This window comes from Pseudomonas sp. B28(2017), assembly GCF_002113025.1.
Classification (GTDB): Bacteria; Pseudomonadota; Gammaproteobacteria; order Pseudomonadales; family Pseudomonadaceae; genus Aquipseudomonas.
On record NZ_NEJH01000012.1, the window covers coordinates 111,828 to 137,594 of the forward strand.

Annotated in this window: 26 protein-coding genes; 7 read left to right on the forward strand and 19 right to left on the reverse strand. The window is 59.7% G+C overall.

Features of this window, described 5'->3' with window-relative positions:
• Positions 1-33 precede the first annotated feature (33 nt).
• The 4 genes from CAF65_RS23800 to CAF65_RS23815 are packed head-to-tail and all read right to left on the reverse strand — an operon-like array spanning position 34 to position 2,768.
• Positions 34-1,332 carry an NAD(P)/FAD-dependent oxidoreductase gene (locus CAF65_RS23800; RefSeq protein ID WP_085718463.1) on the reverse strand — a complete coding sequence of 433 codons (1,299 nt, stop codon included), beginning with the start codon at positions 1,330-1,332 and terminating at the stop codon, positions 34-36.
• A 60-nt stretch (positions 1,333-1,392) separates the two neighbouring features.
• Complete coding sequence (locus tag CAF65_RS23805) at positions 1,393-1,566, reverse strand: DUF3094 domain-containing protein (RefSeq protein WP_085718464.1); 174 nt, start codon at positions 1,564-1,566, stop codon at positions 1,393-1,395.
• 51 nt (positions 1,567-1,617) lie between these two features.
• Positions 1,618-2,145, reverse strand: a complete 528-nt coding sequence (locus tag CAF65_RS23810; protein ID WP_085718465.1) for an MOSC domain-containing protein — start codon at positions 2,143-2,145, stop codon at positions 1,618-1,620.
• Positions 2,142-2,768, reverse strand: a complete 627-nt coding sequence (locus tag CAF65_RS23815; RefSeq protein WP_085718466.1) for a DUF1780 domain-containing protein — start codon at positions 2,766-2,768, stop codon at positions 2,142-2,144. The genes CAF65_RS23810 and CAF65_RS23815 overlap by 4 nt, the downstream gene beginning before the upstream one ends.
• Before the next feature lie 219 nt (positions 2,769-2,987).
• Here CAF65_RS23815 and CAF65_RS23820 point away from each other — a divergent pair, with 219 nt between their 5' ends.
• Genes CAF65_RS23820 through CAF65_RS23830 form a run of 3 tightly spaced genes read left to right on the forward strand, consistent with a single transcriptional unit; the run spans position 2,988 to position 6,840 of the window.
• Entirely contained in the window at positions 2,988-4,331 is a 1,344-nt protein-coding gene (locus tag CAF65_RS23820) for an aromatic acid/H+ symport family MFS transporter (protein ID WP_085718467.1), read from the forward strand.
• Between the two features lie 3 nt (positions 4,332-4,334).
• Positions 4,335-5,555, forward strand: a complete 1,221-nt coding sequence (locus tag CAF65_RS23825) for a benzoate/H(+) symporter BenE family transporter (protein WP_085718468.1) — start codon at positions 4,335-4,337, stop codon at positions 5,553-5,555.
• Between the two features lie 16 nt (positions 5,556-5,571).
• Positions 5,572-6,840, forward strand: coding sequence for an OprD family porin (locus CAF65_RS23830; RefSeq protein ID WP_085718469.1), 1,269 nt, complete (start codon positions 5,572-5,574; stop codon positions 6,838-6,840).
• A gap of 9 nt (positions 6,841-6,849) precedes the next feature.
• Here CAF65_RS23830 and CAF65_RS23835 read toward each other — a convergent pair whose 3' ends face one another.
• Complete coding sequence (locus CAF65_RS23835; protein WP_085718470.1) at positions 6,850-7,092, reverse strand: DUF2790 domain-containing protein; 243 nt, start codon at positions 7,090-7,092, stop codon at positions 6,850-6,852.
• 121 nt (positions 7,093-7,213) lie between these two features.
• On the opposite strand from CAF65_RS23835, the gene CAF65_RS23840 reads away from it, so the two are divergent.
• Positions 7,214-8,146 (forward strand): LysR family transcriptional regulator, encoded by a 933-nt coding sequence (locus CAF65_RS23840; protein WP_085718471.1) that lies wholly within the window; start codon positions 7,214-7,216, stop codon positions 8,144-8,146.
• A 128-nt stretch (positions 8,147-8,274) separates the two neighbouring features.
• Entirely contained in the window at positions 8,275-8,964 is a 690-nt protein-coding gene (locus CAF65_RS23845; protein ID WP_085718472.1) for an energy-coupling factor ABC transporter permease, read from the forward strand.
• A gap of 35 nt (positions 8,965-8,999) precedes the next feature.
• On the opposite strand, the gene yacG is transcribed toward CAF65_RS23845, so the two are convergent.
• Genes yacG through CAF65_RS23865 form a run of 4 tightly spaced genes read right to left on the reverse strand, consistent with a single transcriptional unit; the run spans position 9,000 to position 11,908 of the window.
• A complete protein-coding gene (yacG, locus tag CAF65_RS23850; RefSeq protein ID WP_008022439.1) occupies positions 9,000-9,200 on the reverse strand; it encodes a DNA gyrase inhibitor YacG in 201 nt (66 codons plus the stop codon).
• Positions 9,197-9,820, reverse strand: coding sequence for a dephospho-CoA kinase (coaE, locus tag CAF65_RS23855; RefSeq protein WP_085718473.1), 624 nt, complete (start codon positions 9,818-9,820; stop codon positions 9,197-9,199). The genes yacG and coaE overlap by 4 nt, the downstream gene beginning before the upstream one ends.
• The gene (locus tag CAF65_RS23860; protein WP_085718474.1) at positions 9,817-10,689 is read right to left on the reverse strand and encodes an A24 family peptidase; all 873 of its coding nucleotides are present in this window, start codon (positions 10,687-10,689) and stop codon (positions 9,817-9,819) included. Before CAF65_RS23860 ends, coaE begins: the two co-directional genes overlap by 4 nt.
• A 1-nt stretch (position 10,690) precedes the next feature.
• Positions 10,691-11,908, reverse strand: a complete 1,218-nt coding sequence (locus CAF65_RS23865; protein ID WP_085718475.1) for a type II secretion system F family protein — start codon at positions 11,906-11,908, stop codon at positions 10,691-10,693.
• A 227-nt stretch (positions 11,909-12,135) separates the two neighbouring features.
• Here CAF65_RS23865 and CAF65_RS23870 point away from each other — a divergent pair, with 227 nt between their 5' ends.
• Together CAF65_RS23870 and CAF65_RS23875 are read left to right on the forward strand one after the other, a co-directional pair.
• Positions 12,136-12,549, forward strand: a complete 414-nt coding sequence (locus tag CAF65_RS23870; RefSeq protein WP_085718476.1) for a pilin — start codon at positions 12,136-12,138, stop codon at positions 12,547-12,549.
• Between the two features lie 300 nt (positions 12,550-12,849).
• Positions 12,850-13,206: a BON domain-containing protein gene (locus tag CAF65_RS23875; RefSeq protein ID WP_085718477.1), complete on the forward strand. Its 357-nt coding sequence runs from the start codon at positions 12,850-12,852 to the stop codon at positions 13,204-13,206.
• A 179-nt stretch (positions 13,207-13,385) separates the two neighbouring features.
• Here the strand turns inward: CAF65_RS23875 and CAF65_RS23880 are convergent, their stop codons facing one another.
• The 10 genes from CAF65_RS23880 to folK all read right to left on the reverse strand — a co-directional run bounded on the left by CAF65_RS23880 (position 13,386) and on the right by folK (position 25,766).
• Entirely contained in the window at positions 13,386-13,682 is a 297-nt protein-coding gene (locus CAF65_RS23880) for a DUF2845 domain-containing protein (RefSeq protein ID WP_085718478.1), read from the reverse strand.
• On the reverse strand, positions 13,682-16,639 hold the full coding sequence (locus tag CAF65_RS23885; protein WP_085718479.1) for a DUF748 domain-containing protein: 2,958 nt from the start codon (positions 16,637-16,639) through the stop codon (positions 13,682-13,684). Before CAF65_RS23885 ends, CAF65_RS23880 begins: the two co-directional genes overlap by 1 nt.
• Positions 16,640-16,732: 93 nt before the next feature.
• Entirely contained in the window at positions 16,733-17,749 is a 1,017-nt protein-coding gene (locus CAF65_RS23890; RefSeq protein ID WP_085718480.1) for a class I SAM-dependent rRNA methyltransferase, read from the reverse strand.
• 150 nt (positions 17,750-17,899) lie between these two features.
• Positions 17,900-18,766 (reverse strand): oxygenase MpaB family protein, encoded by an 867-nt coding sequence (locus CAF65_RS23895; RefSeq protein WP_085718481.1) that lies wholly within the window; start codon positions 18,764-18,766, stop codon positions 17,900-17,902.
• Positions 18,767-18,803: 37 nt separating this feature from the next.
• Entirely contained in the window at positions 18,804-20,741 is a 1,938-nt protein-coding gene (gene acs / locus CAF65_RS23900; RefSeq protein WP_085718482.1) for an acetate--CoA ligase, read from the reverse strand.
• A gap of 207 nt (positions 20,742-20,948) precedes the next feature.
• Positions 20,949-22,613, reverse strand: a complete 1,665-nt coding sequence (gene pgi, locus CAF65_RS23905) for a glucose-6-phosphate isomerase (protein WP_085718483.1) — start codon at positions 22,611-22,613, stop codon at positions 20,949-20,951.
• A gap of 223 nt (positions 22,614-22,836) precedes the next feature.
• Positions 22,837-23,217 carry an aspartate 1-decarboxylase gene (gene panD / locus CAF65_RS23910; RefSeq protein ID WP_003228271.1) on the reverse strand — a complete coding sequence of 127 codons (381 nt, stop codon included), beginning with the start codon at positions 23,215-23,217 and terminating at the stop codon, positions 22,837-22,839.
• A 128-nt stretch (positions 23,218-23,345) separates the two neighbouring features.
• Positions 23,346-24,206, reverse strand: coding sequence for a pantoate--beta-alanine ligase (gene panC / locus CAF65_RS23915; protein ID WP_085718484.1), 861 nt, complete (start codon positions 24,204-24,206; stop codon positions 23,346-23,348).
• Complete coding sequence (gene panB, locus CAF65_RS23920) at positions 24,203-25,003, reverse strand: 3-methyl-2-oxobutanoate hydroxymethyltransferase (RefSeq protein ID WP_085718485.1); 801 nt, start codon at positions 25,001-25,003, stop codon at positions 24,203-24,205. The genes panC and panB overlap by 4 nt, the downstream gene beginning before the upstream one ends.
• 277 nt (positions 25,004-25,280) lie before the next feature.
• Entirely contained in the window at positions 25,281-25,766 is a 486-nt protein-coding gene (gene folK, locus CAF65_RS23925; RefSeq protein WP_085718486.1) for a 2-amino-4-hydroxy-6-hydroxymethyldihydropteridine diphosphokinase, read from the reverse strand.
• Between the last annotated feature and the right edge of the window lies 1 nt (position 25,767).

Sequence of the window (25,767 nt, forward strand, 5' to 3'; positions counted from 1 at the left end):
GCCCGGAGCCGGCTCGCTACCACAGGTTTTATATCAATGCAGCTTCAAGCGCGGCTCGGTGCCGCGACCGATCTTGCTGCCCAGCATCAGCATCGCCGTGCGGAACGGTCCGTACAACGCCATCTGGTGCATGCGGTACAGCGACACGTAGAACATCCGCGCCAGCCAGCCTTCGAGCATTACGCTGCCGGTGAGGTTGCCCATCAAGTTACCCACAGCCGAAAAACGCGACAGCGAGATCAGTGAGCCGTAGTCGGTGTACTTGTACTCCGGCAATGCCTTGCCTTCGATGCGCAGTTTCAGCGATTTGGCCAGCAATGAAGCCTGCTGGTGAGCGGCCTGGGCACGTGGCGGCACATTGCGGTCGCTGCCTGGTTGAGGGCAGGCGGCGCAGTCACCGAACGCGAAGATGTTCTCGTCGCGGGTGGTTTGCAGGGTCGGCAGCACTTGCAACTGATTGATGCGGTTGGTTTCCAGGCCATCGATGTCCTTGAGGAATCCCGGAGCGCGAATCCCGGCGGCCCAGACTTTCAGGCTGGCCTTGATTTCGTTGCCGTCCGCGGTGATCAGGCTGTCGGCCGTCACTTCGCTGACAGCGGCATTGGTCATGACGTTGACCCCGAGTTTCTCCAGGGTTTTATGCACAGGTCCGCCAATCCGCTCTGGCAGCGCTGGCAGGACTCGTGGTCCGGCTTCGATCAGGGTGATGTGCATGTTTTCCGGCTTGATCCGGTCAAGGCCATAGGCCGCCAGTTCATGGGCGGCGTTATGCAGCTCGGCGGCCAGCTCGACCCCGGTGGCACCGGCACCGACGATGGCCACACTGATTTGCTCGATTGTGTCGGTCTGACCGGCGTGAGCACGCAAGTAGTGGTTGAGCAGTTGCTGGTGGAAACGCTCGGCCTGTTTACGCGTGTCGAGGAACAGGCAGTGTTGCGCAGCGCCCTGGGTGCCGAAATCGTTGGTGGTGCTGCCGACGGAGATCACCAGCGAGTCGTAAGACACTTCGCGGGCTGGCACCAGTTCCAGGCCGGCTTCGTCATAGGTGGCAGCCAGCTGGATTTTTTTCTTCGCGCGATCGAGCCCGCTCATGCGCCCCAGCTGGAACTCGAAGTGGTTCCATTTGGCCTGGGCGACATAGTTGAGTTCGTCTTCGGAAGAGTTCAGGGAACCGGCCGCCACTTCGTGCAACAACGGTTTCCAGATGTGGGTCAGGTTCGCGTCGACCAGCATCACACTGGCCGTACCACGCTTGCCCAGAGTCTTACCCAGACGGGTAGCCAACTCCAGACCGCCGGCGCCGCCGCCGACAATGACAATACGATGGGACATGGGGATAACTCGCAAGGCTAAAGGAAATCGGTGCAATTACCCGAGCGAGCGCAAGGCAGCTCATAGCGTCAGGTAACTGATAAGGCGGCTCAACAGGCCCAGACCAATGGTCACTGCCAATACCAGTACAAGGAGCATCCACGGCCGGAAGGGCCGGCGCTCGACTTGGTGCTGGGACAAATGCAGGTACTCTTCGACATGCTTTTGGTCGTCTGGGTTCAGGCGGCTGGTCATAAAGGCCTCGTCAGGTAGACGTAGCTAAATGTGTAGAAGCTACAGGCTGATTTAACGAACGTTGAACGGAGCATAGCCGCTGTCCGCAAGGGGCTCGACGCTCACCGTATCGTCCAGGCGAATGATTCCACTTTGTAACACTCGGGCAGTGATTCCGCCATGTCCACGCACGGCCTGAAAGGTGCCGATGCCCAGGTTGCTTTCAAGACGCGCGCAGGGCTGGCACCAGCCGGTGGTTTCGAACGTTGCCTGGCCAATCCGGAAGCGGCGACCCTTGAGGCTGAACAGATTGATGTCACTGATAACGAGATTGCGCCGTAGATCTTCAGGCCGGACCGGATGATCGTGCGCACGCCCCATCAACGAACTGATCACCGCCAGGTGTTCCCACTGAATCAGCGTGACCTGCCGCGCATTGCGCACGCCGGGGCGGGCGTGGTCGCCGGTCAGGCCGGCCTCGAGGCGCGCTTCCACGGCCTCGAGTTCAAGCATCGGCGAGCGTGATTGCGGACGCACGCCGATCCAGCGTACACGACCTTGTTGCGGCACCTCGGCGATCAGTTCCTGTAGCGGGCTCACAGGCTGATCCCGACGTCAAAAACAATGCTGCGCCCCAGATTGCTGCGCAAGAAGTCCGGCGCATCCGGGTGAGCGAACAGCACGCGGGCAAATGTCGGCCCGACCAATGACAGCGAGCGCCAGCCCTGGCGCAAGTATTCGGTCGGCGGCGGGAAATGGCTGTTGAGGTCCAGCACTTCGCGTTTGAGGCTGGCGAAGGCAATGATGTCCAGATCACCCAGATCCATGCCGCGCTCTTTGTAGTTGTGCGCCTTTTTGCGCAAGGTCGGCGCCAATCGCAGCAAGAATTCGTTGGCGGGGATGCGTCGTGGCTTGGCTTCGCGGCGCACCAGTTGACTTAGGGAAAACGCGCTGCGTCGACGTTGCAATTCGTCGCGCCATTCATCGTTGAGGCGTCGGCCCTCGTCGAGCACGAAGAACACCTCGAAACTGGCATCGCGAAACAACACATCAGGCGGCTCGCCGGCGGGGGCGAATTCATCGGCACGATAGGGAATGTTCAAGCCTTGCAGCAGGCGCTGGCAGACCCAACGCTCACGCTCCCATTTGCGGGCATTGGACAGGAACGTGTTGGCTTGCTCGGCCGCGATGGTCAGCAGGCGTAAATAGTCTGAGTCATCCATAGGCCCAAGCTTAGCGTTCAAATGTGATCGCAAAGAAGACAATTTGTCGGGGAGGGCCAATGCCTCCCGTCCCCATGCCCGTTTCAGGGCCCTGCACAAAATGGATAGAGATCTGCGTGCACTGGATATTGCCACGTATCGGGTGGCTCTACCCTCGGCTGTACGGACGTAAGCCGTATTACCGACGCTCTAAAAAAACAACAACAAGAGACATATGCCATGCGCAAGATCGACGTACATGAGGTTATCGACAACGCTCGCTTCAACCGCTTTCACTGGATGGTGCTGTTCTGGTGTGCCCTGATCATCATCTTCGACGGTTACGATCTGGTGATCTACGGCGTGGTCTTGCCGATGCTGATGAAAGAGTGGGGGCTCAGTCCTTTGCAAGCCGGTGCACTGGGCAGCTATGCACTGTTCGGCATGATGTTCGGCGCGCTGTTCTTTGGTCCGTTGTCTGACAAGATCGGCCGCAAGAAGGCCATCACGATCTGCGTGATGCTCTTCAGTGGCTTCACCGTGCTCAATGGTTTCGCCCGAAACCCCACCGAGTTCGGCCTCTGTCGCTTCATTGCCGGGCTCGGCATTGGCGGCGTGATGCCTAACGTCGTGGCACTGATGAACGAGTACGCACCGAAGAAAATCCGCAGCACTCTGGTCGCGATCATGTTCAGCGGTTACTCGGTGGGCGGCATGTTGTCCGCCGGACTGGGCATTGTGCTGATCCCGAGTTTCGGCTGGCAGTCGGTGTTTTACGTAGCGGTCCTGCCGTTACTGTTGTTGCCGCTGATCATGTATTTCCTGCCCGAATCGGTAGGTTTCATGGTGCGTCAGGGGCGTAATGAAGAGGCGCGCAATATTCTCCAGCGGATTGATCCGGCCTACGTCGCGCAAACGTCTGACCAATTGCACATGGCCGAAGTGAAAGGCACGGGCACTCCGGTGTTGCAGTTGTTCCGTGAAGGCCGTGCGCTGCGCACGCTGATGCTGTGGCTGGCGTTTTTCTGCTGCCTGTTGATGGTGTACGCGTTGAGTTCCTGGCTGCCAAAACTGATGGCCAACGCCGGTTACAGCCTGGGTTCGAGCCTGTCGTTCCTGCTGGTGTTGAACTTCGGGGCGATCTTCGGCGCGGTTGGTGGCGGGGTGCTGGGTGACAAACTCAATCTGCCGAAAGTGCTGGCGGTGTTTTTCGCCACGGCGGCGGTGTCGATCACTCTGTTGGGCTTCAACAGCCCGATGCCGGTGTTGTACCTGCTGATCGCCGTTGCGGGTGCCACCACCATTGGCTCGCAGATTCTTTTGTACGCCTGCGCCGCGCAGTTTTACTTCATGACGATTCGCTCTACCGGTCTGGGCTGGGCGTCGGGTATTGGGCGCAACGGGGCCATCGTCGGTCCGCTGCTGGGTGGTGCATTGCTTGGGATCAGCTTGCCCCTGCAACTGAACTTCATGGCGTTTGCCTTGCCCGGTGCGGTGGCGGCCCTGGCCATGACCGTGTTCGCCATCAGCAGCCGACGCAGCGCTGCCGGTGTCAACCCGGCGTTGTCAGCGACCGGTGCCTGAATCATGAAAGCGTTTTTCCAGGACTTCTCGTTGTCAGCTGCCGTGGCCGGATTCATTGCCACGGTGATTTCCTATGCAGGCCCGTTGGTGATCATCTTTCAGGCGGCAGAAGCGGCGCATCTTTCGCGGGAAGTGTTGTCGTCCTGGATCTGGGCGATCTCCCTTGGCAGCGCCGTGCTCGGTATCGCTTTGAGCCTGCGCTACCGCGTTCCGGTGATCATCGCCTGGTCGGCGCCGGGCTCGGCGTTGCTGGTGACGCTGTTGCCGGAAATTTCCATGGCAGAGGCGGTGGGGGCTTATCTGGTCAGTAGCCTGATCATTTTCGTGGTTGGCATTTCGGGCGCTTTCGACCGGATCATCGGCAAGCTGCCCGCAGCCATCGCGGCAGCGATGCTGGCGGGGATCCTGTTCAGTTTCGGTACCGGGTTGTTTGTGTCGATGCAGCACAAGCCGTTGCTGGTCCTGGCGATGTTTGCCTGCTACCTGATCTGCAAGCGTGCGATGCCGCGTTATGCGGTAATGATGGTGCTGCTGGCGGGTTGTTCGATTGCCGCGTTCACCGGTGATTTGCATCGTGAAGCGCTGGTGATCGGTCTGGCCACGCCGGTGTGGATCGCGCCCGAGTTCAGCCTGGGTGCGATCCTGAACATCGCCTTGCCGCTGGTGATGGTGGCGCTGACCGGTCAGTTCGTGCCCGGCATGGCGGTGCTGCGCACCAGTGGATATCCAGTGCCAGCGAGTCCCATCGTCGCCAGTAGCGCGCTGGGTACGGCACTGTTGGCACCGTTTGGTTGCCATGGACTGAATCTGGCGGCGATCACCGCGGCGATCTGCACCGGTCGCGAATCCCATGAAGATCCTCGCAAACGCTACGTGGCCGGGGTCGTCGGTGGCCTGTGTTACCTGTTGTTGGGGGGCTTCGGCGCCACGCTGGTCTCGCTGTTTTCAGCGTTCCCCAAAGAGTTGATCGCGGCGCTGGCTGGGCTGGCCTTGTTCGCCGCCATTACCGGTGCGTTGACGGGAGCGATGGCGGTTCCGAGCGATCGTGAAGCCGCGCTGGTGACCTTTCTGGTCACGGCTTCGGGCATGACGTTGTTCGGATTGTCCGCAGCGTTCTGGGGGCTGATTTTCGGCATGGTTACCCATGTGTTGTTGAGCGCTCGTCGTCCCGTTCCCCGTCGCAAATCCACTGCAACTGAAGTCCTTCAACCAGTCGATCAATAACAATAAGAGAAAAACGATGAAACAGATTCTCCCAACAACCGGTTCGGCGTTGTCCCTGGCTGTCGTCTCGGGTTTTTCCACGGGGGCGATGGCGGCTGAAGCCGGCTTTGTCGAAGACACCACCGCGACGCTGCAGGCGCGCAATTACTACTTCAGCCGCGACTATTCCGACATCGTCGGCGCCAACCAGCAATCGAAGGCTGAAGAGTGGGCCCAGGGTTTCATCCTCAACGTGAAGTCCGGATACACCCAGGGTACCGTCGGGTTTGGGGTGGATGTCATCGGCTTGCTCGGCCTCAAGCTCGACAGTGCTCCGGACCGGACCAATACCGGTCTGCTGCCGGTGCAGGACGACGGCCGCGCGGCGGACAACTACAGCCGCCTGGAAGGCGCGTTGAAGATGCGCTACTCCAAAACCGAGCTGAAAGTCGGTGAGCTGCAACCCAATCTGCCGGTGTTGGCATTCAGCGATATTCGCCTGCTGCCACCGAGTTATCAGGGCGCGAGCATTACCTCCAGCGAGATCAATGGCCTGACGCTGCAGGGTGGTCATTTGAGTTCAACCCACCTGCGCAACGAGGCTGGCGACGAAAAGATGCAAGCGATGCTGGGTCACGTGCCGCAGCGTCAGGTCAGCAGTGACGGTTTCAATTTTGCCGGCTCTGATTATGCGTTCAATGACAAGCGCAGCTCGGTCAGCGCCTGGTACGGACAACTGGAAGATATCTACAACCAGCGTTTTCTGGGTTTAAAGCACAGTGAGCCAGTGGGCGACTGGATCCTCGGCGCCAACCTCGGTTACTACGATTCGCGCGAGGACGGCAAAAAACTGCTGGGCAATATCGACAACCAGGCGTTCTTCTCGTTGCTGTCGGCCAAGCGTGGCGGCCATACGTTTTACGTCGGCTATCAGGGCATGTTCGGCGACAGTGCATTTCCACGGGTATTTGCCAACATCTCGCCGCTGGGCAACGAAGTGCCGACCTACGAGTTCGCCTTCACCGATGAACGTTCCTGGCAGGCGCGCTACGACTACGACTTCGCGGCGCTCGGCGTACCGGGGCTGACCAGTACCGTGCGCTACATCAGCGGCAACAATGTCGATACCGGAAAGGGTTTCGAAGGCAAGGATCGCGAGCGTGACCTGGACATCGGCTATGTGTTGCAGAGCGGCAGCCTCAAAGGTTTGGGGATTCGCGTGCGCAATGCGATGGCGCGTTCAAACTACCGCAGTGATATCGACGAGAACCGCTTGATCCTCAGCTACACGTGGACCTTGCTGTGAGCCCTTTGATCACAGGTTGCTGGTGCAATCACCGATGACGTTGTAGGTCACGCGGTGGGTCTGGCCCTGATGGTCGACATACACCATGGTCGCCGGTACGACCCCGCACGCGGTCGCAGTGTCCGACACAGAAACCACGCTGGCGATGTCCAGTGGCTGCTCCGGGCTGTACAGGACCGCGAGGGGCTCGTTGTCAGCGGCCATGGCCGAGGTGGCGATGACGGTCAGCAACAGGCTGATCAACGTTTTCATGTTGGCGTGCTCCGTGTCGGTTCTGATGTCTGAATTTTAGTCCTGGCCACCGACGGATAAAGGGGCGAACGGTGGATGCAGCCTTACATAAAACGTAACAGTCATCGCCCGAGGAGGGCTTATGGATGTGCTTAACAACTTGCGCGTGTTCATCCGGGTGGTGGACTGCGCCAGTTTCACCGGGGCTGCCGATGCGCTGGATCTGTCGACCGCGCAGGTATCCCGATTGGTGGCGGATCTGGAGGAGCATGTACAGGCGCGTCTGCTGCAACGCACCACGCGGCGCTTGAGCCTGACCGACGCCGGCGAACGCTTTTTGCTGCGCAGCCGGCAAATCGTCGAAGCCATGGATGAGGCGACGGCCGAGGCTCGTGGTGCTCATATCAATCCGGCCGGACGCCTGCGGGTGCACAGCATGAACGGCCTGGGTGCGCTGCTCACGCCGTTGATCGCCCGCTACAGTGAGCTTTATCCGGATGTGGTGTTCGAGCTGACCTTGTCGCAGCGCAATCCCGATCCGCTGGAGGAGGGGCACGATGTGGTGATTTCGATAGCTCCGGAACTGGCCGACTCGCAAATGGTTGCGCAGGCCGTCGGGCAAATCTACAGCGTACCCTGTGCCTCCCCGGACTATCTGCACCGCCGGGGCGTGCCGCAGCATCCGCTGGCGCTGAACGATCATCAATGCCTGCGCATGCTCGACCCGCTGTACAGCGATCAATGGCTTTTCCACGACTCGCACGGCGAGCACGCCGTCAGCCCGGCCAAGACCTTTCAGTGCAATGTTGCCGAGTCGATGGTCAAGGCTTCGGAGGCGAGCATGGGCATCAGCCTGCTGCCGTTCTACACCGCGACGCGGCCCTTGAGCGACGGTACTTTGCTGCGTGTGTTACCTGCATGGCGCCTGCGCGAACGCAATGTGTATGCGCTGTATCCTTCGCGACGCTTTCTCGATGCCAAGGTCCGCACCTGGGTGGACTTTCTCAGGTCTGAGCTACCGAAGCTGTTCGCCGAACATGACGCGGTGATGAACGATCCGCGGCATTGGGCTTGAAGTCGAAGGGCCTGCGAGCGGCGGTGTAGACTGAGTGTCTGTTGTCTTTCGCCGAGGAGTCGCGCGTAGATGTGCACACCAGGGTCAGCGGGCATCGTGCCATGGCGCACACGGGAGTGTGTTGAACTATGATCGGTGCGCAGTTGCTGTCATCGGAAACCCTTGCGGCCGGCTGGCTGATCTATGTGCCGGTGTTGATCTGGGCGGTCTGTCGCGCGCCGTGGGTTGAACTGTTCACCGACAGCCGTCGTCAGCATCTGCTGTTTGGAACGGTGTTTGCGCTGTTTCTGCTGTGGCTGGTGCGGCAGGATTTCGATACCGGCGTGTCTTATCACCTCATCGGAATGACGGCGGTAACCCTGCTGCTGGATTGGCCGCTGGCGCTGGTCGGCGGGTTGGTTGCACAAATGGGGCTGGTGTTGCTCGGCCGACAGGACCTGGCGGCGGTCGGGGTCAATGGTGCGCTGTTGATTGCGCTGCCGGTGCTGGTCACCGAGTGTTGCGCCATTCTGGTGGAGCGTGCGCAGCCGCGAAATCTCTTCGTGTATATCTTCGTTTCCGGATTCTTTGCCGCCGCGCTGTCCGCGTTGTTGTGCCTGCTGCTGGGGCTGTGGTTGCTGTGGTTCGATGAGCGTTTCGAAATGCCGTATTGGCTCGAGGATTTTGTCGGTTACCTGTGGTTGATCATTTTCCCCGAGGCGTTTATCAACGGCATGATCGTCAGTGCGCTGGTCGTGTTTTGTCCGGAGTGGCTTGAGACGTTCAACCGCACGCGCTACCTCTCGGCTCCCTGGAAGGACGACGATCCCAAGTCCTGATCCCCATCAAAACCTGGAATCGCCCACTCGATGGATCAGTGACGCGGGTCGAAATCACCGCTGAACAACTCGTCCTCGGCATCGGGAGCCACTGGAATCTTGTGTTCTTCGGACGCCCAGGCGCCCAGGTCGATGAGTTTGCAGCGGTCGGAGCAGAATGGCCGGAATTTGCTCTCGGCGGTCCATTCCACGGGGGCGCCACAGGTTGGGCATTCGACGGTTGTTGGTTGGCTCATGACTGGCCTCCACGCAAAGTAAGATAAAAGTGATGCAGGCGTTCGACCTCGCTGTGCAGCCAGGCAAGGTCGCGGTCATTGACCACGACGTCGTCGGCATGGCTCACGCGATCCTGGCGATTGGCCTGGGCCTTCAGGATCGCCCGGACTTGCTGTTCGCTGGTCTGGTCACGTTGCAGGGTGCGTTCAACCTGCAATTGTTCCGGGGCATCGATCACCAGCACGCGTTGGGTCATGGCGTATTGTCCGGACTCGATCAGCAGCGGCGAAACCAGAATCGCATAAGGTGATTTTGCCAGCGCCAGGTGGTGAGCGATTTCCTCGCCGATCAGTGGGTGCAGGAGGGCCTCCAGCCAGCGGCGTTCTTCAGGCACTTCGAAGATCAATTTGCGTAGCGCTGCGCGGTCCAGTTGTCCGTCGCTCTGCAACACACCGGGGCCGAAGTGTTCGACGATCTTTGCCAGTGCCGGGCGGCCAGGTTCAACGACCCAGCGAGCGGCATGATCGGCGTCGACCACATGCACACCCAGATCGATGAAGTGCTGGGCGGCCGCGCTTTTGCCGCTGCCGATGCCGCCGGTCAGGCCGAGAATCCAGGGTTTTTCCACAGGGCTATTCATTTCAAACCGACAGACTGCCAATAAAGGTCGGTTATTTGACCACCCCAGAGCAACGCAATCCAGCCGGCAATGGCCAGATAGGGACCGAAAGGGATCGGCGTCGAGGTTTTTGCGTTGCGCCAGCGCAGCAATATCATCCCGATAATGGCACCCACCAGAGAGGACAGCAGGATGGTCAGCGGCAAAATCTGCCAGCCACCCCAGGCGCCCAGCATCGCCAGCAGCTTGAAATCACCGTAGCCCATGCCGTCCTTGCCCGTGATCAGCTTGAACACCCAGAACACCGCCCACAGCACGCTGTAGCCGGCTATTGCCCCCCAAAGCGCCTCGTGCAACGACACGAACAGGCCGAAACTGTTGACGATCAACCCCAGCCATATCAACGGAAGCACCAGCACGTCCGGCAATATCTGATGTTCGGCGTCGATCAGGCTCATCGCCAGCAACCCCCAACTCAGGATCAGCATCAGGCAGGCAGGCCAACCGAAGCCGAAGTGCCAGGCCACAAACGCCGACAGCGCGCCACAGGCCAGTTCGATCAACGGATAGCGCGGGCTGATCGCTGCTGCGCAGGATGAACAGCGCCCGCGCAACAACACATAACTGAGCAGCGGAATGTTTTCCCAGGCGCGGATCCGGTGACCGCAATGCGGGCACTGGGAATGAGGCAGCAGCAGGTTGTAGGTCGGCACCGGCGTTTCGCCGGGCAGCCCGAGAATGTCATGGGCCTGCACACGCCACTCGCGTTCGAGCATTTTCGGCAGGCGCCAGATCACCACATTGAGGAAACTGCCGACCAGCAGGCCGGTGATTCCCGCGAGAAGGACAAAGGCCAGCGGATAGTGAATCAGGATTTCATTCAAGGGCATGTCAGATCGCTGAGCCGAGTTGGAAGATGGGCAGGTACATGGCAACTACCAGTCCACCGACGATAACACCCAGCACCACCATGATGAACGGCTCCATCAGGCTGGTGAGGTTATCGATCATGTTATCGACGTCGTTTTCGTAGAACTCCGCGACCTTGTCGAGCATATCGTCCAGGGCGCCGGACTCTTCGCCGATGGCGGTCATCTGTATGGCCATGTTCGGAAAGACGCCAGAGGTTCGCATGGCGAAATTCAATTGCATGCCGGTCGAAACGTCCTGCCGGATGCGCAACACAGCACGCTTGAACACGATATTGCCGGTCGCACCGGCCACTGACTCCAGGGCCTCCAGCAGTGGCACGCCGGCAGCGAAAGTAGTCGACAGTGTGCGGGCGAACCGGGCCACGGCGGACTTGTAAATCAATGTGCCTACCAGCGGCAGTTTCAGCAGCCAGGTGTCCATCCGGTCACGAAAGGCCGGGGATGTCCTGAGGGCGTGGCGCACACCGAAGGTCATTGCGATCACTGCGGCAAGGACCGTCCACCACCAGGCCTGCATGAATTGCGACAGGCCAATGACCATCACGGTGAAGGCCGGCAGTTCGGCGCCAAAGCCTTTGAACACCGACTCGAACTGCGGTACGACATTGACCAGCAGAATACCGGTGACAATCGCCGCGACGAACACCACCACCAGCGGGTAGGTCATGGCTTTCCTGATCCGGGCCTTGAGGCTTTCGCTTTTTTCCTTGTAGGTCGCGACCCGCTCCAAAAGGGTGTCGAGGGCACCGGCCTGTTCGCCGGCATCCACCAGGTTGCAATACAGTTCATCAAAGTACCGGGGCTTCTTGCGCAGGGCGGTGGCGAAACTGTTGCCGGCCGCGACTTCCTGTTTCAGTTCGTCCACCAACTGGCGCATGGCCGGATTGTCGAAGCCTTCGCCGATGATGTCGAACGACTGTAACAAGGGCACGCCGGCCCTCATCATCGTCGCCATTTGCCGGGTGAACAGGGCAATATCCTGGGCCTTGATGCGCTTGCCCATGTTGAAAACCGAATGGTTTTTCTTGCGAATCTTGCCGGGATTGATGCCTTGCTTGCGCAGTTTCGCCTTGATCAGAGCCGGGTTTTGAGCGCTGAGCTCACCGGTTACCCTTGTGCCTTTGCGGTCGATGCCTTCCCATGCATACACGCTGATTTTCGCTGCCTTGACCGCCATGTTCAGTCCTGGGTAATCCGCTTGAGTTGCTCTTATAGCCTAGTCAATCAACGGAGCCAAACCAGCAAGGGTGAGGTGACAAAAAACGTCAGATAGTGCTGATCCTGGTAGTAGGAAAGGGCTTTGCCGCCGCCACGGCCCCAGCCAACAGGGGGCTTTTGCCTTGGCACAGGCTGTGCTGCCAAGGGGCAGATCATGAGCTTTCGACTCATGCATGGAGCCTGTATATGAATCAAAAAGGTTTTACCCTGATCGAGTTGCTTGTCGTGGTGGCGATCATCGGGATCCTGGCAACACTGGGTCTGCCGATGTATTCCAAATACCAGGCCCGGGCCAAAGTCACGGCGGCGCTGGCCGAGCTGACTGCGATGAAAGTGCCGTTCGAGGATGTGATCAATCAGGGGGATACCCCGACAATTGCCAACGTGGCGCCCGCCGGCGCGACTTCGACTACCCACTGCGCCCTGGCTGTGACGGCTTCGACTCCGGAGGGGGAGGGATCAATCGTTTGTACATTGCAGAATGCCCCGGGGACGGTCCTGGGCAAAACCGTCGTCCTGACACGGGACGAAGCCAAAGGCTGGTCATGTAAAAGCACCGTATCCCGGGATTACTTGCCCAAAGGGTGTTCCGCGACGTGAATCGCTGAATCAATTTCCCGCCATTGCGGGGTTTTTTCTGTTGGTCGGCCCGTCGTCAAAAGTTTCAGAGAAAGCGTAGAAATTCAGGATCTTAGGAACTTTCCATAAACCCGCAACTTGCACGCAGCATTTCGGCGTCTCGTGCATTTTGCATGGTTTCAAAATTCGTCTTACTTTATAAATTGTTGATTTATAAGGATTTATTAACTATCTAAAAATTGGCACAGCGTTCGCAACACCCTTGGTAACCCTGCCGACATGACACCCGGCAGATTTGTCAGAAAAACAGGAGTTACTCGTATGAAGAAGTTCGCTATCGCTGCCGCTACTGCTACCGCGCTGACTCTGACCATGGCAAATGCGGCATTCGCCCAGACCACTCAAGCCACCCAGGCTCCAATGACCCTGGCGGCGGGTGAAATGACCAAGGCTAAAGAAGCTACTTCCGATACCTGGATCACCACCAAAGTCAAAGCCGACCTGATGACCGAAAAAGGCATTCCAGGTACCGACATCAAGGTTGAAACCAACAAGGGCGTGGTATCGCTGTCGTCGACCGCTGCCGTGACCGATTCGCAAAAAGACATGGCTGTGGCCATTGCCAAGAAAATCAAAGGCGTCAAGGCGGTCTCCGCTGACGGCCTCAAAACCGAATAAGGCAGGCTTCTCGCCTGGACCGGGAGAGGGCGCGACAGACGGGCCGAGTCATACGTCTGTTGCCGCCTGAGAGTTCATGCGAGCGGCCAAATGGATTTTGGCCACTACAGGCCCCGCGCATTTTTGCCGGGGCCTGTTTTATTTGCAGTGGTGCCAATCAATTGTGGGGGCGTGCCTGATTAATTGCCGCGTTTGCTGGTGATCTGCTTCAGCCGATTACCTTCGAATCGCAAGTATTGATACATGCCGCCATTCGGTCCGTAGGTCCATTCCTCGACCTGAAATTCCTCGCGCCGGTCTGCACTGCGCTTGTAACCCAGCAAGTCGCGACTGACCGGCTCACCGCATTTCTGGATAACCTCACTCGAACGATCACCGACGCTGATCAATTGGCTGCCACAGCGCAGGGTATCGGCTGCCCAGGCCTGACTGACGGCTAGCACCAGGATCAGGCCTGTCAGCAGCCGTCGAATCATCACTCGGCATCCAGATGCATCGGTGTCACCACGCGGCCATCACTTTGTGCCTCGCCGAGATTGGCGTCGATGAAATACACCCGGTTATCTTCCAGCTGGGCCTTGTCGACCAGGTAATCCTTGATGCTGCTGGCGCGTTCCTGGCCCAGTTGACGCAACAGCACGTCGCTGGTGCTCCAGAATTTGATCACCTCGGCACGCATTTTCGCGGTGCGCTCTTCCTTGCCCAGGTCCTTCCATTCGGCTGGGGGCTGGGTTTTCAGGCGGGTGCGGTAGATACCTTCGAGCAACGGGCCTTTTTCCCCGTCCGGCACGTCCAGTAACGAAGCCTGGGCCGGGACCTTGTCGCCGCGGCGCTGGAGCATTTTGTAGTAGTTGTACTGATACTCACGTTCCAGGCGTTGTTCAGCGATCAATGGGCCATCACTGCTCTGGGCGGCGGTGCCTTCGATTTCCAGGCGCAGGGCCGGGCGTTCCTTGAGGGCCTTGGACAGTTTGTCCAAAGCGCCTTCGGCGTCCTTGCTCAGGTCGCTGGAACCCGCTGCGAACGACACACTGCCCAGATCTTCCGCGCCCCCACCGTTGACCAGCCCGCCAATGAGCTTGAACGGTGCGGCCGCGGCTTTGACGATCAGGTTGCGCAGGGTCTGCCAGATGATCGGCATGACACTGAACTGGGGGTTGTTCAGGTCGCCGCTCACCGGCAGTTCGATGGAGATCTTGCCGTCGACGTCCTTGAGCAAGGCAATGGCCAGTTTCAGCGGCAGGCTCACGGCATCCGGGCTGTCGACTTTCTCACCCAGTTGCAGTTGTTCGACCACCACTTTGTTTTCAGCTTTGAGCTGGCCCTTGGTGATCTGGTAGTGCAGGTCGAGATTGAGCCGGCCCTTGCGGATACGGTAGCCGGCGAACTTGCCGGAGTAGGGCGTCAGCGTGGTCAGTTCCACGCGTTTGAAGCTGGTGGCGATGTCAAGGCTGGCCATCGGGTCGAACGGATTGACGGCGCCCTTGATGGTCACCGGCGCGTAGCGATCAACCTTGCCCTTGACGTCGACACCGGCCGGTTTCGGCTGGCGGCTGTCGATGGTGCCGATCTGCCCGTTGAGTTGTTGGATGGCGGTGGCGAAGTTCGGGGTCAGGCTGAAGTCGGCGAAGTTGGCCGAGCCATCATTGATGAAAATGCCGCCGATGTGGATGCCCAACGGTTTTTCGTTGCTGGCCGGTTTGTTCGCTGCCGGTTTAGCCCCGGAGTCCGGCGGTTGCGGAATCAGCAGATCATCGATGTTGGTAGTGCGATCATCGTTGATCATGAAACGCGCATAGGGCTGGAACAGGTTGATTCTGTCGATCGACAGGTTGTCCCCGTGCTGATAGTTCAGGCCTTCGACAACGACCTGTTGCCACTTGACGAAATCGCGGGTTTTCAGGGTGTCCAGGGTATGCAATTGATCGACCTGGGCGCGGCCGGTAACGCCGAAGGCCAGGGGGTCGGTGCTTTTCAGGTTGACTGCCAGATCGCTGCCGAGCATGCCGCTGCGCAGTTCCAGGCGAATGAATGGCGTGATGTAGGACTGGGCAACCCGCAGGTCGATGTCCCTGGTCTGTACCTTCAGTTGGGCGCTGACCGGGGCCAGATTGACCTCGCCGTCAGCCATGATCTTGCCTTGCTTGCCCACGCCGGTATCGAGCTTGAGGGTAAAGGGCGAGCCGTTGAGGCTGTCGAAGTTTTGCAGGTCGAGGTTCAGCGGGCTCAGGTCCAGGGCGACGGCGGGTTGTGCCTTGCGGTCAGCCAGATGCACCCGGTAATCGCGCAACTGCACATCCTTGAGCAGCACCTGCCAGGGTTTGTCTGGCGCAGCCGGTTTGGGTTCAGGCGAGTCTGCCGCCGCCGGAGTGCTGGCCGGTTCGGCATCCGCCTTGGCTTTGGCGGTGGGTTTTGACGGCTGGCTGGCGAACAGCTTCTGCCAGTCGAGTTGGCCGTCCGATTCCAGCGCGGCCCAGGTTTCCAGTTTGTTGCTGCGGATCTTGCCGACCACCACTTGCTGCCTGGCCAGGTCCACGGTGGTTTCGCTGACGTCCAGGCGTTCAAGTTTTACCAGCGGTCGTCCGTCCGGGGCCTTGATCGCGAAGGGTGCGATGTTGACCGCTACATTGCTCAACAGCAGCTCGGTTTCCTTGGCCAGGTTGAGCTTGTAGTCGGTGCTGATACTCATGATGCCGCTTTCGAGGTCCAGTGGCACGGCATCGCGCACATAGGGCCAGAAGGATTTCATCTTGCCATCGGTGATTTTCAGCTTACCTTCGGAGGTGATCGGGATCAGGCTGAAGTTACCCGTCCAATCGATCTGTCCACCGTTTGGGCCGACAGCCACCAAGGTCATGTCGGCGCTGTCTTCGGGCAAGGTGCTGAGGTTGTTCAGCTCGAAATCGAGCGAGTCGTAGAGAAACTCGATGGGTTCGCTGGGGCGGGCATCTTCAAAATGCACGGCGCCGCCCGCCAGTTTGATGCGCTCGATGCGCAGCGGAAACGGCTTGGCATTCGGGTCGGCCGGTGTGGGTTCGCTCGCTGGCAGTTTGAACAGCCCAAGCAGATTGAGTTTGCCGTCCTTGCTGAACAGGATTTCGGTCTTGGGCTTGTCCAGTTCGACATCGGACAGGTGCACGGCCTTGGTCCACAGACTGTCGAATTGCAGATTGGCGTACAGGCGCTCGAAACCGACCTGCTCCTTGCCGGGCTCGCCGATATTCAAGCCCCAAAGGGTCAGTTCAAGGCTGAACGGATTGAATTCGATCCGCTGAATTGTGGCGGGGGTGGTGGCGTAGTTGGCCAGTTGCTGGTTGGCAACGCGCAACGCGATCCCCGGTAAAATCAGAAAGCCCAGCAAGCTGTAGAGGGCCAGAGCAGTCAACAAGGCGCCGATGGCGCGAATCAATCCTTTGTACATGTGCGGCTTCATCTGTCTGGATCGGAGTGCGTTGGAGTATGGCACGCGTTTCCGGTTCCGAAGTGATCGGCCTGTTGAGGAAATTCAAGATTTCTCCCACAGCGCTCAGAGCTGCAGAATCAGGGTTTTCAGCGGTGGTTGCTGATCCATCGACGGGAAGTCGGCGCCTGGCTTCATCACGGTCCACTCACGCACCGGCCGCCCGGCCTTCTCTGCACAACGCAAAACCTGCTCGCGCCAGTCGTCCATGCTGACTTTCGCCAGGTTGTTGCAGCAGATCAGCACGCCGTTGTCGGCGGTGGTCAGCAGGGCCGGTTTGAGCAGGCTCTGGTAGTCGCGCAGCAGATCGACGGTGCCGAATGCGCTCTTGGCCCAGGCCGGCGGGTCCAGCAGCACCAAATCGTACTGGCGCTGTTCCAGACGCTGATAGCTTGGCAGTTTTTGCCCGCGGCGCTGGCTGATCGGCAGGCCGGCCAGCTGACGAATGGCCGGGAAGTAGTCGGACTGGATAAACTCCATGGTCGGCAACTGCGGGTTGAGTTGGCCGTTCTCCCGACCGACCGCCAGGTTGCCTTCGGCGAAGTCCAGGTTGCATACCTCGCGCGCGCCGCCGGCGGCGGCACTGAGGCCGACACCACAGGTGTAGGCGAACAGGTTCAGTACGCTTTTGTTTTTACTGTGATCCTTGACCCAGCCACGGGTGTTGCGCAAATCGAGGAACAGCAGCGGGTCTTGTCCGGCATGGCGGCCACGCACCCGATAGTTCAGGCCCCATTCGTGGCCAACCAGGTCTTGCAGGGCGGCGTCGTCGGCGCGGTAGACAGTGTCTTCGCGATCGATACGCGAGTTGCCACGGGAGCGGTCGTTGTAGACCAGCAGGGTGGCAAAACCCAGGTGTTGATTGATCGCTTCGTGCAGTTGAAGCAGCGTCTCGCGCTCCAGCGGCTGGTGGAAGCTTTGCACCAGCAATTGCGGGCCGTAGCGGTCGATGGTCAGGCCACCGGCGCCTTCCTGGCTGCCATGGAACAGGCGATAGCAATCGGTACCTTGCTGGTGCAGTTCGGCGAGCAGGTCCTGGCGTTGATCGAGGGCGGCGCGCAGCGCCTGATTCAAGGAAGACATGCTGGGCGCCTTGCAGGAGGGAATTGGGCGCGGGAGTTTAACAGCTTGGAGCATAACCTGGAGCGGGCTCGCTCGCGATGGTCGACAACGATAACGCGTGCTGTCTGAATGATCGTGTGTTCCAGGAGTTTTTCGCGAGCAAGCTCGCTCCTACAGGCCCATCCGTCGTTTAGCGCGTTGAACCGATCCATTACGTACCGCCCAGCGCAGCATCGGCGCGCTGCGATTGACGCTGGCGCGGATCAGCTTGCGTTGCAGCGGGTTCTGGCTGACGCCGAGCATGTCGCTGGCCCAGTCCGGCAGCAGATCGATCCCGGCCTGAATCATCAAACTGCCGAATGGCTTGGCCAGGCGACTGGGGGAGGGGGCATTCAGCAGCAGGCGCAGGACTTCACGACTACGCTCGTCGCACAGCAGTTGTGGACGGATGCGCTTGAGGTAGTTGGCAATTTCCTGACGTGAACGGGGCACATCCCGGGCGCCCAGGCGTTCGGCGACCAAAGCGATTTCCGCGTAATAGCGATCCTGGTCGGCAGGTGAAAGATGCGGGTTGCGATAGCGCAAATGCGCGGCGAGGAAGTTGCTGACTTCTGCCACGTGCACCCACGTCAGCAATTCGGGATCGCTGGCGGCGTAGGGGCGTCCATCCGGCGCCGTGCCGGTAATCTGCAAATGGATAGTGCGGACTTTTTCGATCAGCCACTCGGCATCCTGTCGAGAACCGAAGGTGGTGCCGGAGATGAACTGCCCGGTACGGCGCAAGCGGCCGAGCATGTCTTCACGAAAATTCGAATGGTCCCAGACCCCGGCCAATGCCAGCGGGTGCAGGGCCTGCAGCATCAGGGCGGCGATGCCGCCGATCAGCATGCTGCTGAAGTCGCCATGGACTTGCCAGCTCACCGAATCTGGCCCGAACAACCCGGGATCGCCCTTGGGGTTTTCCAGGTCGAGTTTGCCCAGGGACAAACCGCTCAGGCTCATGATCTGGGTTTCGATGCGGGTGCGGATGAATTCCATGGCCACTCTGTAATTTTCTGTAGGAGCAGTCAGTACGTTATTGATTCAGGCGCTTATCGATCAGCCCCTGCACCACGTTCGGGTCAGCCAGGGTTGAAGTGTCGCCCAGACTATCGAGCTCGTTGCAGGCGATCTTGCGCAGAATGCGCCGCATGATCTTGCCTGAACGGGTTTTCGGCAAGGCCGGCGCCCACTGGATCAAATCCGGTTTGGCGAAACTGCCGATTTCCTGGCTAACGAGGGCCAGTAATTGCTTCTTCAGATCATCGGTGGTTTCGACGCCGTTCATGGGCGTGACGAAGACATAGATGCCCTGGCCCTTGATGTCGTGGGGGTAACCGACTGCCGCGGCTTCGGCAATGCTCTCGTGCAGCACCAAAGCGCTTTCCACTTCAGCGGTGCCGATACGGTGGCCGGACACGTTGATCACGTCGTCGATGCGCCCCGTGATCCAGTAATCGCCATCTTCATCGCGCCGTGCGCCATCGCCGGTGAAGTAGTAACCGGGATACGGCTTGAAGTAGGTGTCAACCATACGTTGCGGGTCGCGATAGACGCTGCGAATCTGCGCCGGCCAGCTGGACTTTATGGCGAGTACGCCGCTGCCGGCGCCCTTGATTTCCTTGCCCTGTTCGTCGAGCAGCACCGGTTGCACACCGAACATCGGATGCGTGGCGCAACCGGGTTTTATCCGCTGTGCGCTGACCAACGGGCTGAGCATGATGCCGCCGGTTTCGGTCTGCCACCAGGTGTCGACGATCGGGCAGCGCTCTTCGCCGACCTCATGGAAGTACCATTCCCACGCTTCCGGGTTGATCGGCTCGCCGACGGTACCGAGCAATCTGAGGCTTTGGCGCGACGTTTCCTTCAACGGCTCGGGACCTTCGCGCATCAGGGCGCGCAGGGCAGTGGGGGCGGTGTAGAAGATGTTCACCTTGTGCTTGTCGATCACTTGCCAGAAACGCGACGTGCTCGGGTAGCTTGGCACGCCTTCGAAGATCAGCGTGGTCGCGCCGTTGGCCAGCGGGCCGTACACGATGTAGCTGTGGCCAGTGACCCAGCCGACATCGGCGGTGCACCAGAACACTTCGCCGTCGCGGTAATCCAGCACGTATTTGAAGGTCATCGCCGCTTGTAGCAGGTAGCCGCCAGTGGTGTGCAACACGCCTTTGGGTTTGCCGGTGCTGCCTGAGGTATAGAGGATGAACAGCGGGTCTTCGGCGCCCATTGGTTCGGGTGGGCAATCGTCACTGACGTCGCGCAGCGCCTGGTGATACCAGAGGTCGCGGCCTTCAACCCAATTCACCTGGTTCTGGGTGCGCTCGACCACGATCACGCTGCTGACATCGGGGCAGCTTTGCAGGGCCTTGTCGACGTTGTGTTTGAGCGGCACGAATTTACCGCCGCGCACGCCTTCGTCGGCGGTGATCACGGTGCGGCAGTCGGCATCGAGGATCCGGTCACGCAGCGAGTCCGGGGAGAAGCCGCCAAACACCACCGAATGCACGGCACCGATGCGCGCGCAGGCGAGCATGGCGTAGGCGGCTTCGGGGATCATCGGCATGTAGATGCACACGCGGTCGCCTTTTTTCACGCCACGGCTTTTGAGCACGTTGGCCAGGCGGCAGACCTGGTGATGCAGTTTTTTGTAGGTGATTTGCGTGGATTCGGCAGGGTCGTCGCCTTCCCAGATGATGGCGACCTGATCGCCGCGTTTCTCCAGGTGCCGGTCGATGCAGTTGTAGCTGACGTTCAATTGCGCGCCGGCAAACCAGCTGGCCTCACCGGTTTTCAGGTTGTAGCGCTGGACGGTGTCCCACGGTTTGCTCCAGTCGAGAAAGCGCGTGGCCTGTTCGGCCCAGAACGTACTGGGGTGTTCGACGGATTCGCGGTACAGGCGGTGGTAGTCGTCTTGACTCAATTGTGCAGCCCGGCGGACGGCATCGGCTTTGGGGAACGTGCTGATATCGAACATGACGGTTCCTTATGCTTGTTTTGCGACAAGGATAAAGATGCGCCGAGAGATCGATGGGTTCAAGTCGTACACAAAACAACTGTGGGAGCGACGGTGCGACGATTCGACCTGCTCGCGAAAGCGATCTCACATTCACCATCATCGTTGAATGTCGGACCGTCTTCGCGAGCAGGCTCGCTCCCACAATGTGTAGCAGGCTTTTTCAGCTTATCCGCGGTGACGACCGCGGAAGTAGTTGATCAGCCCTTGGGTCGAGGCGTCCTCGGCCGGGGTTTCTTCGCTGCCGACCAGGCGGTTGTAGACGCCTTTGCCCAGCTCCTTGCCCAGTTCCACGCCCCACTGGTCGAAGGCGTTGATGCCCCAGACCACGCTTTGCACGAAGACCTTGTGTTCGTACATCGCCACCAGAGCGCCGAGGCGACGCGGGCTGATGCGCTCGACCACCAGGGTGTTGCTCGGACGGTTGCCCGGGATCACCTTGTGCGATGCAAGCTTTTGCACGTCCGCTTCGCTCATGCCTTTGTCACGCAGCTCGGCTTCGGCTTCCGGCAGGGTCTTGCCGAGCATCAGCGCCTGGCTTTGCGAGAGGCAGTTGGCGTACAGCCACTGGTGGTGGTCGGACACCGGGTTGAAGCTGACGATCGGCACAATGAAGTCCGCCGGGATCAACTGGGTGCCCTGGTGCAGCAACTGGTGGTAGGCGTGCTGCCCGTTGCAGCCAACGCCGCCCCAGATCACCGGTCCGGTGTCGGTGGACACGGGCTTGCCGTCCTGGCGCACGCTCTTGCCGTTGGATTCCATGTCCAGCTGTTGCAGGTGCTTGGTGATGTTACGCAGGTAGTGATCATACGGCAGGATCGCATGGCTTTGCGCGCCCCAGAAGTTGCCGTACCACACGCCGAGCAGGGCCAGCAGTACCGGCATGTTCTGTTCGAATGGCGCGCTCTGGAAGTGTTGGTCCATAGTGTAGGCACCGGACAGCAATTCCTTGAAGTTGGACATGCCGATGGCCAGTGCAATCGGCAAACCGATGGCCGACCACAGCGAGTAGCGCCCGCCGACCCAGTCCCACATCGGGAAGATGTTCTCTTCGCGGATGCCGAATGCCACCGCGGCGGCGTTGTTGCTCGATACCGCGATGAAATGGCGATACAGCTCGGCTTCCGAACCACCCTGGGCCAGATACCAGGCACGGGCGGCCTGGGCGTTCTTCAGGGTTTCGAGGGTGTTGAAGGATTTCGACGAGACGATGAACAGCGTGGTCTCGGCGCGCAGCTTCATGGTCAGTTCGTGGAACTCACTGCCGTCGATGTTTGCCAGGTAATGGCAGCGCACGCCTTTTTGGGCGTAGGACAGCAAGGCTTCGGATACCAGCTCCGGGCCGAGGAAGGAGCCGCCGATGCCGATGTTGACCACGTCGGTGATTGGTTTCTCAGTGTAACCGCGCCACAGACCATCGTGGATGCGGCCGACGAGGTCGGTGATCTGGTTCAGTACCTTGTGCACTTCCGGCATCACGTTGACGCCATTGACCGACAGCTTGTCGCCAACCGGGCGGCGCAGGGCGGTGTGCAGGGCTGGACGGCCTTCGGAGGCGTTGACGATTTCGCCGTCGAACAGCGACTTGATCGCACCCTTGAGGTCGACTTCGTTGGCCAGGCCCACCAGCAGATTGCGGGTCTCGGCGTTGATCAGGTTCTTCGAGTAGTCGAGAAACAGGCCGCAGCTGCTGAGGGTGAATTGAGTAAAGCGCTGCGGATCGGCATTGAAGGCTTCGCGCATGCTGAAATCCTGCATGGCTTGGCGGTGGTCATTCAGCGCTTGCCAGGCGGGCAGAGCGGTAACGTCGTGGGGAGTGCGGTAATACGCCATCGCTGCGGGTTTCCTTATTACTTGAACGGCCTTTTGAACACTAAAAATCCCGGAGCGCTGTGGGTGGGCGTTCCGGTCAACTGCGTCGACACGAATTCATGGCGCAGGGCGAATACAGTAAACCCCGCGCAATGATCTGTCTTGACTTTGTCTGACCTGTTTCCGGTACTTTTTTAACATCAAGTCAGGAATAGTCCGACAAACGGAAGAGACAGGGCTCGGATCAGGCGACCTGGACCGGAATGGCGTTGCTGGTGTGGCTCAGTTCATTGCCCGGTGCCATGTAGAGCATGCGTGGCTTGAAGTTGAGCAGTTCGGCTTCGCTGTAGTGGGCATATGCGCAGATGATCACGCGATCGCCGACCTTGGCCTTGTGCGCCGCAGCGCCATTGACCGAGATCATGCGCGAACCTTCTTCGCCACGGATGGCGTAGGTGGTGAAGCGCTCGCCGTTGTCGACGTTGTAGATCTGGATCTGTTCGTACTCGCGGATGCCGGACAGGTCCAGCCATTCACCGTCGATGGCGCAGGAGCCTTCGTAATCGAGTACAGCGTGGGTGACTTCGGCGCGATGCAGCTTGGCTTTGAGCATGATGGCGTGCATGAGTGTTTCCCAGGTCGGAATCGAACGGCGGGCAGTTTGCCCGATGGGGTTGTGGCCGGCAATACAGTCTGTTCGGGCGCAGAAGCCCTCTGTGGGAGCGAGCCTGCTCCCACAGGGTTTTTCGGTGTTTAGATTGGTGCGTCGAGGTTCAGGTGCAGGTTGTCGATCAACCGCGTCGTCCCCAGGAACGCCGCCACCAGAATCACCAGGTCCCGGTCTTCCGGCGTCGCCGGACGCAAGGTCAGGGCGTGGCGAATTTCCAGGTAATCCGGGCGCAGGCCGGCGGCTTCGAGCTGTTGCAGTTTCACGCGGATCAACGCCGGGAAATCGCGCTCACCTTGCCTGATCGACTCGGCGATCTCGCTCAACGTGCGGTACACCACCGGTGCCACAGCCCGCTGCTCTTCGTTGAGGAAGCCGTTGCGCGACGACAGCGCCAAGCCATCGGCCGCCCTTACGGTCGGCTCACCGATGATCTGGATAGGCATGTTCAGGTCATGTACCAGTGCGCGAATCACCGCCAGTTGCTGGAAGTCTTTCTCGCCGAAAATCGCCAGGTCCGGCTGGACCATGTTGAACAGCTTGCTGACCACCGTCGCCACACCCTCGAAATGCCCCGGCCGGCTGGCGCCGCACAAACCTTCGGACAATTGCGGGACGCTGACGCGGGTCTGGCCGGCCATGCCGTCGGGATACATCTCTTCAACAGTGGGGGCAAACAGCAGGTGGCAACCGGCCTGGAGCAGTTTTTCCTGGTCGGCGGCGAGAGTGCGCGGGTACTTGTCGAGGTCTTCGCCAGCACCGAATTGCAGTGGATTGACGAAAACGCTCGCCACCACGAAGTCCGCCCGTTGAGAGGCCTTGGTTACCAGCGCAACGTGACCGCTGTGCAGGTTGCCCATGGTTGGTACAAAGGCAATGCGCTTGCCTTCGCTGCGGGCACGGGCCACGGCGGCCCGCAGTTCGCGTACGGTTTTTACGGTGTTCATGCAGAAAATCCGTGTTCGATCCCGGGGAAAGTTGCCGCTTTGACTTCAGTCACGTAGGCATTCAGTGCAGATTCGATGCTGGTCTGGCCAGTCATGAAGTTTTTCACGAATTTTGGCACGCGGCCGGAAATGGACAGCCCCAGCATGTCGTGCAGAACCAGCACCTGGCCATCGGTGCGATTGCCGGCGCCAATACCAATTACCGGTATCCTCACCGCCTGGGTGATTTCTTCTGCCAGTTCGCTCGGAACGCACTCGAGCAGTAGCATTGCCGCACCGGCCTGTTCCAGGGCGATCGCGTCGGCACGCATCTGGCGCGCCTGGTTCTCATTGCGACCCTGGACCTTGTAGCCGCCAAGGATATTCACCGATTGCGGCGTCAGGCCCATGTGCGCGCATACGGGGATGCCGCGCTCGGCCAGCAGGCGGATCGAGTCGGCCAGCCACAAAGCTCCTTCAACCTTGACCATGTGCGCGCCGGCCTGCATCAACAGAGCACTGTTGGCCATGGCTTGCTCGGTGGTGGCGTAGGCCATGAAAGGCAGGTCGGCGAGGATCAAGGCATCGCTGTTACCACGTTTGACGGCAGCCACGTGGTAAGCCATTTCTGCGGTGGTGACAGGCAAGGTGCTGTCGTGGCCCTGCAAAACCATGCCGAGGGAGTCGCCCACCAGCAGCACTTCGACGCCAGCCTGATTGCAGGCATGGGCGAATGTCGCGTCGTAGCAGGTCAGCATGGTGATCTTTTCACCTTTTTGCTTCAGACCTTGCAGGGTGGTCAGGGTGATGGCTGGCATGAAAAGTTCCTCATTCAGGCGCTGTGGAAACTACTGCGAGTAACGCGCGTGATTCTTCGTTAAATACAGGCGCACGCTCTTTTTGTCGTGCTTTTAAGGCCTGGATTGCGCCCTTGAACGCCGTGTTGGCGGCAGCGGGACGCCTATAGTCGTGAGGAGAACGAGGGAAGTCAATTGCGTGTGTTACCGCATTGTTACGGGTGGGGTGTTACCGGGGTAACTGATGCGATTCAGCAGCAGATCTTGTACGCGACACAAAACCAATGTGGGATTTGTGTCACGTCGGGAGCAGGCGATCCAACCCGACGAACGGGCAGGCTGCGAGTAATTCACTTAGCGTGCGGCCATCGGCCAGTTGCAGATCCGCAGATGCCAATTCCGCCAGCGGATACAGCACGAAGGCCCGTTCCTGCATGTGGTAATGGGGGACCTTGAGACGCGGCTCGTCGATCAGGCGATCACCGAACAGCAGGATGTCGAGGTCCAGCGTGCGTGGCCCCCAGCGCTCGTGGCGCTCGCGACCCTGGCTGTTTTCGATGGCTTGCAAGGCATCCAGCAATTTCAGCGGCGCCAGTGTGCTGTCAAGAGCGGCCACTGCATTGGTGTAGCGCGGTTGTCCAGGAAGCAGCGAGTCGCTTTGATAAAACGCAGAAACCCCGACCAGCTCCGATTGCGGCAAGTGAGCCAGTGCCTCGACGGCGCTGCGCAGTTGTTCGGCAGGGTCAGCCAGGTTGCTGCCCATGCCGATATAGATGCGTTCCATG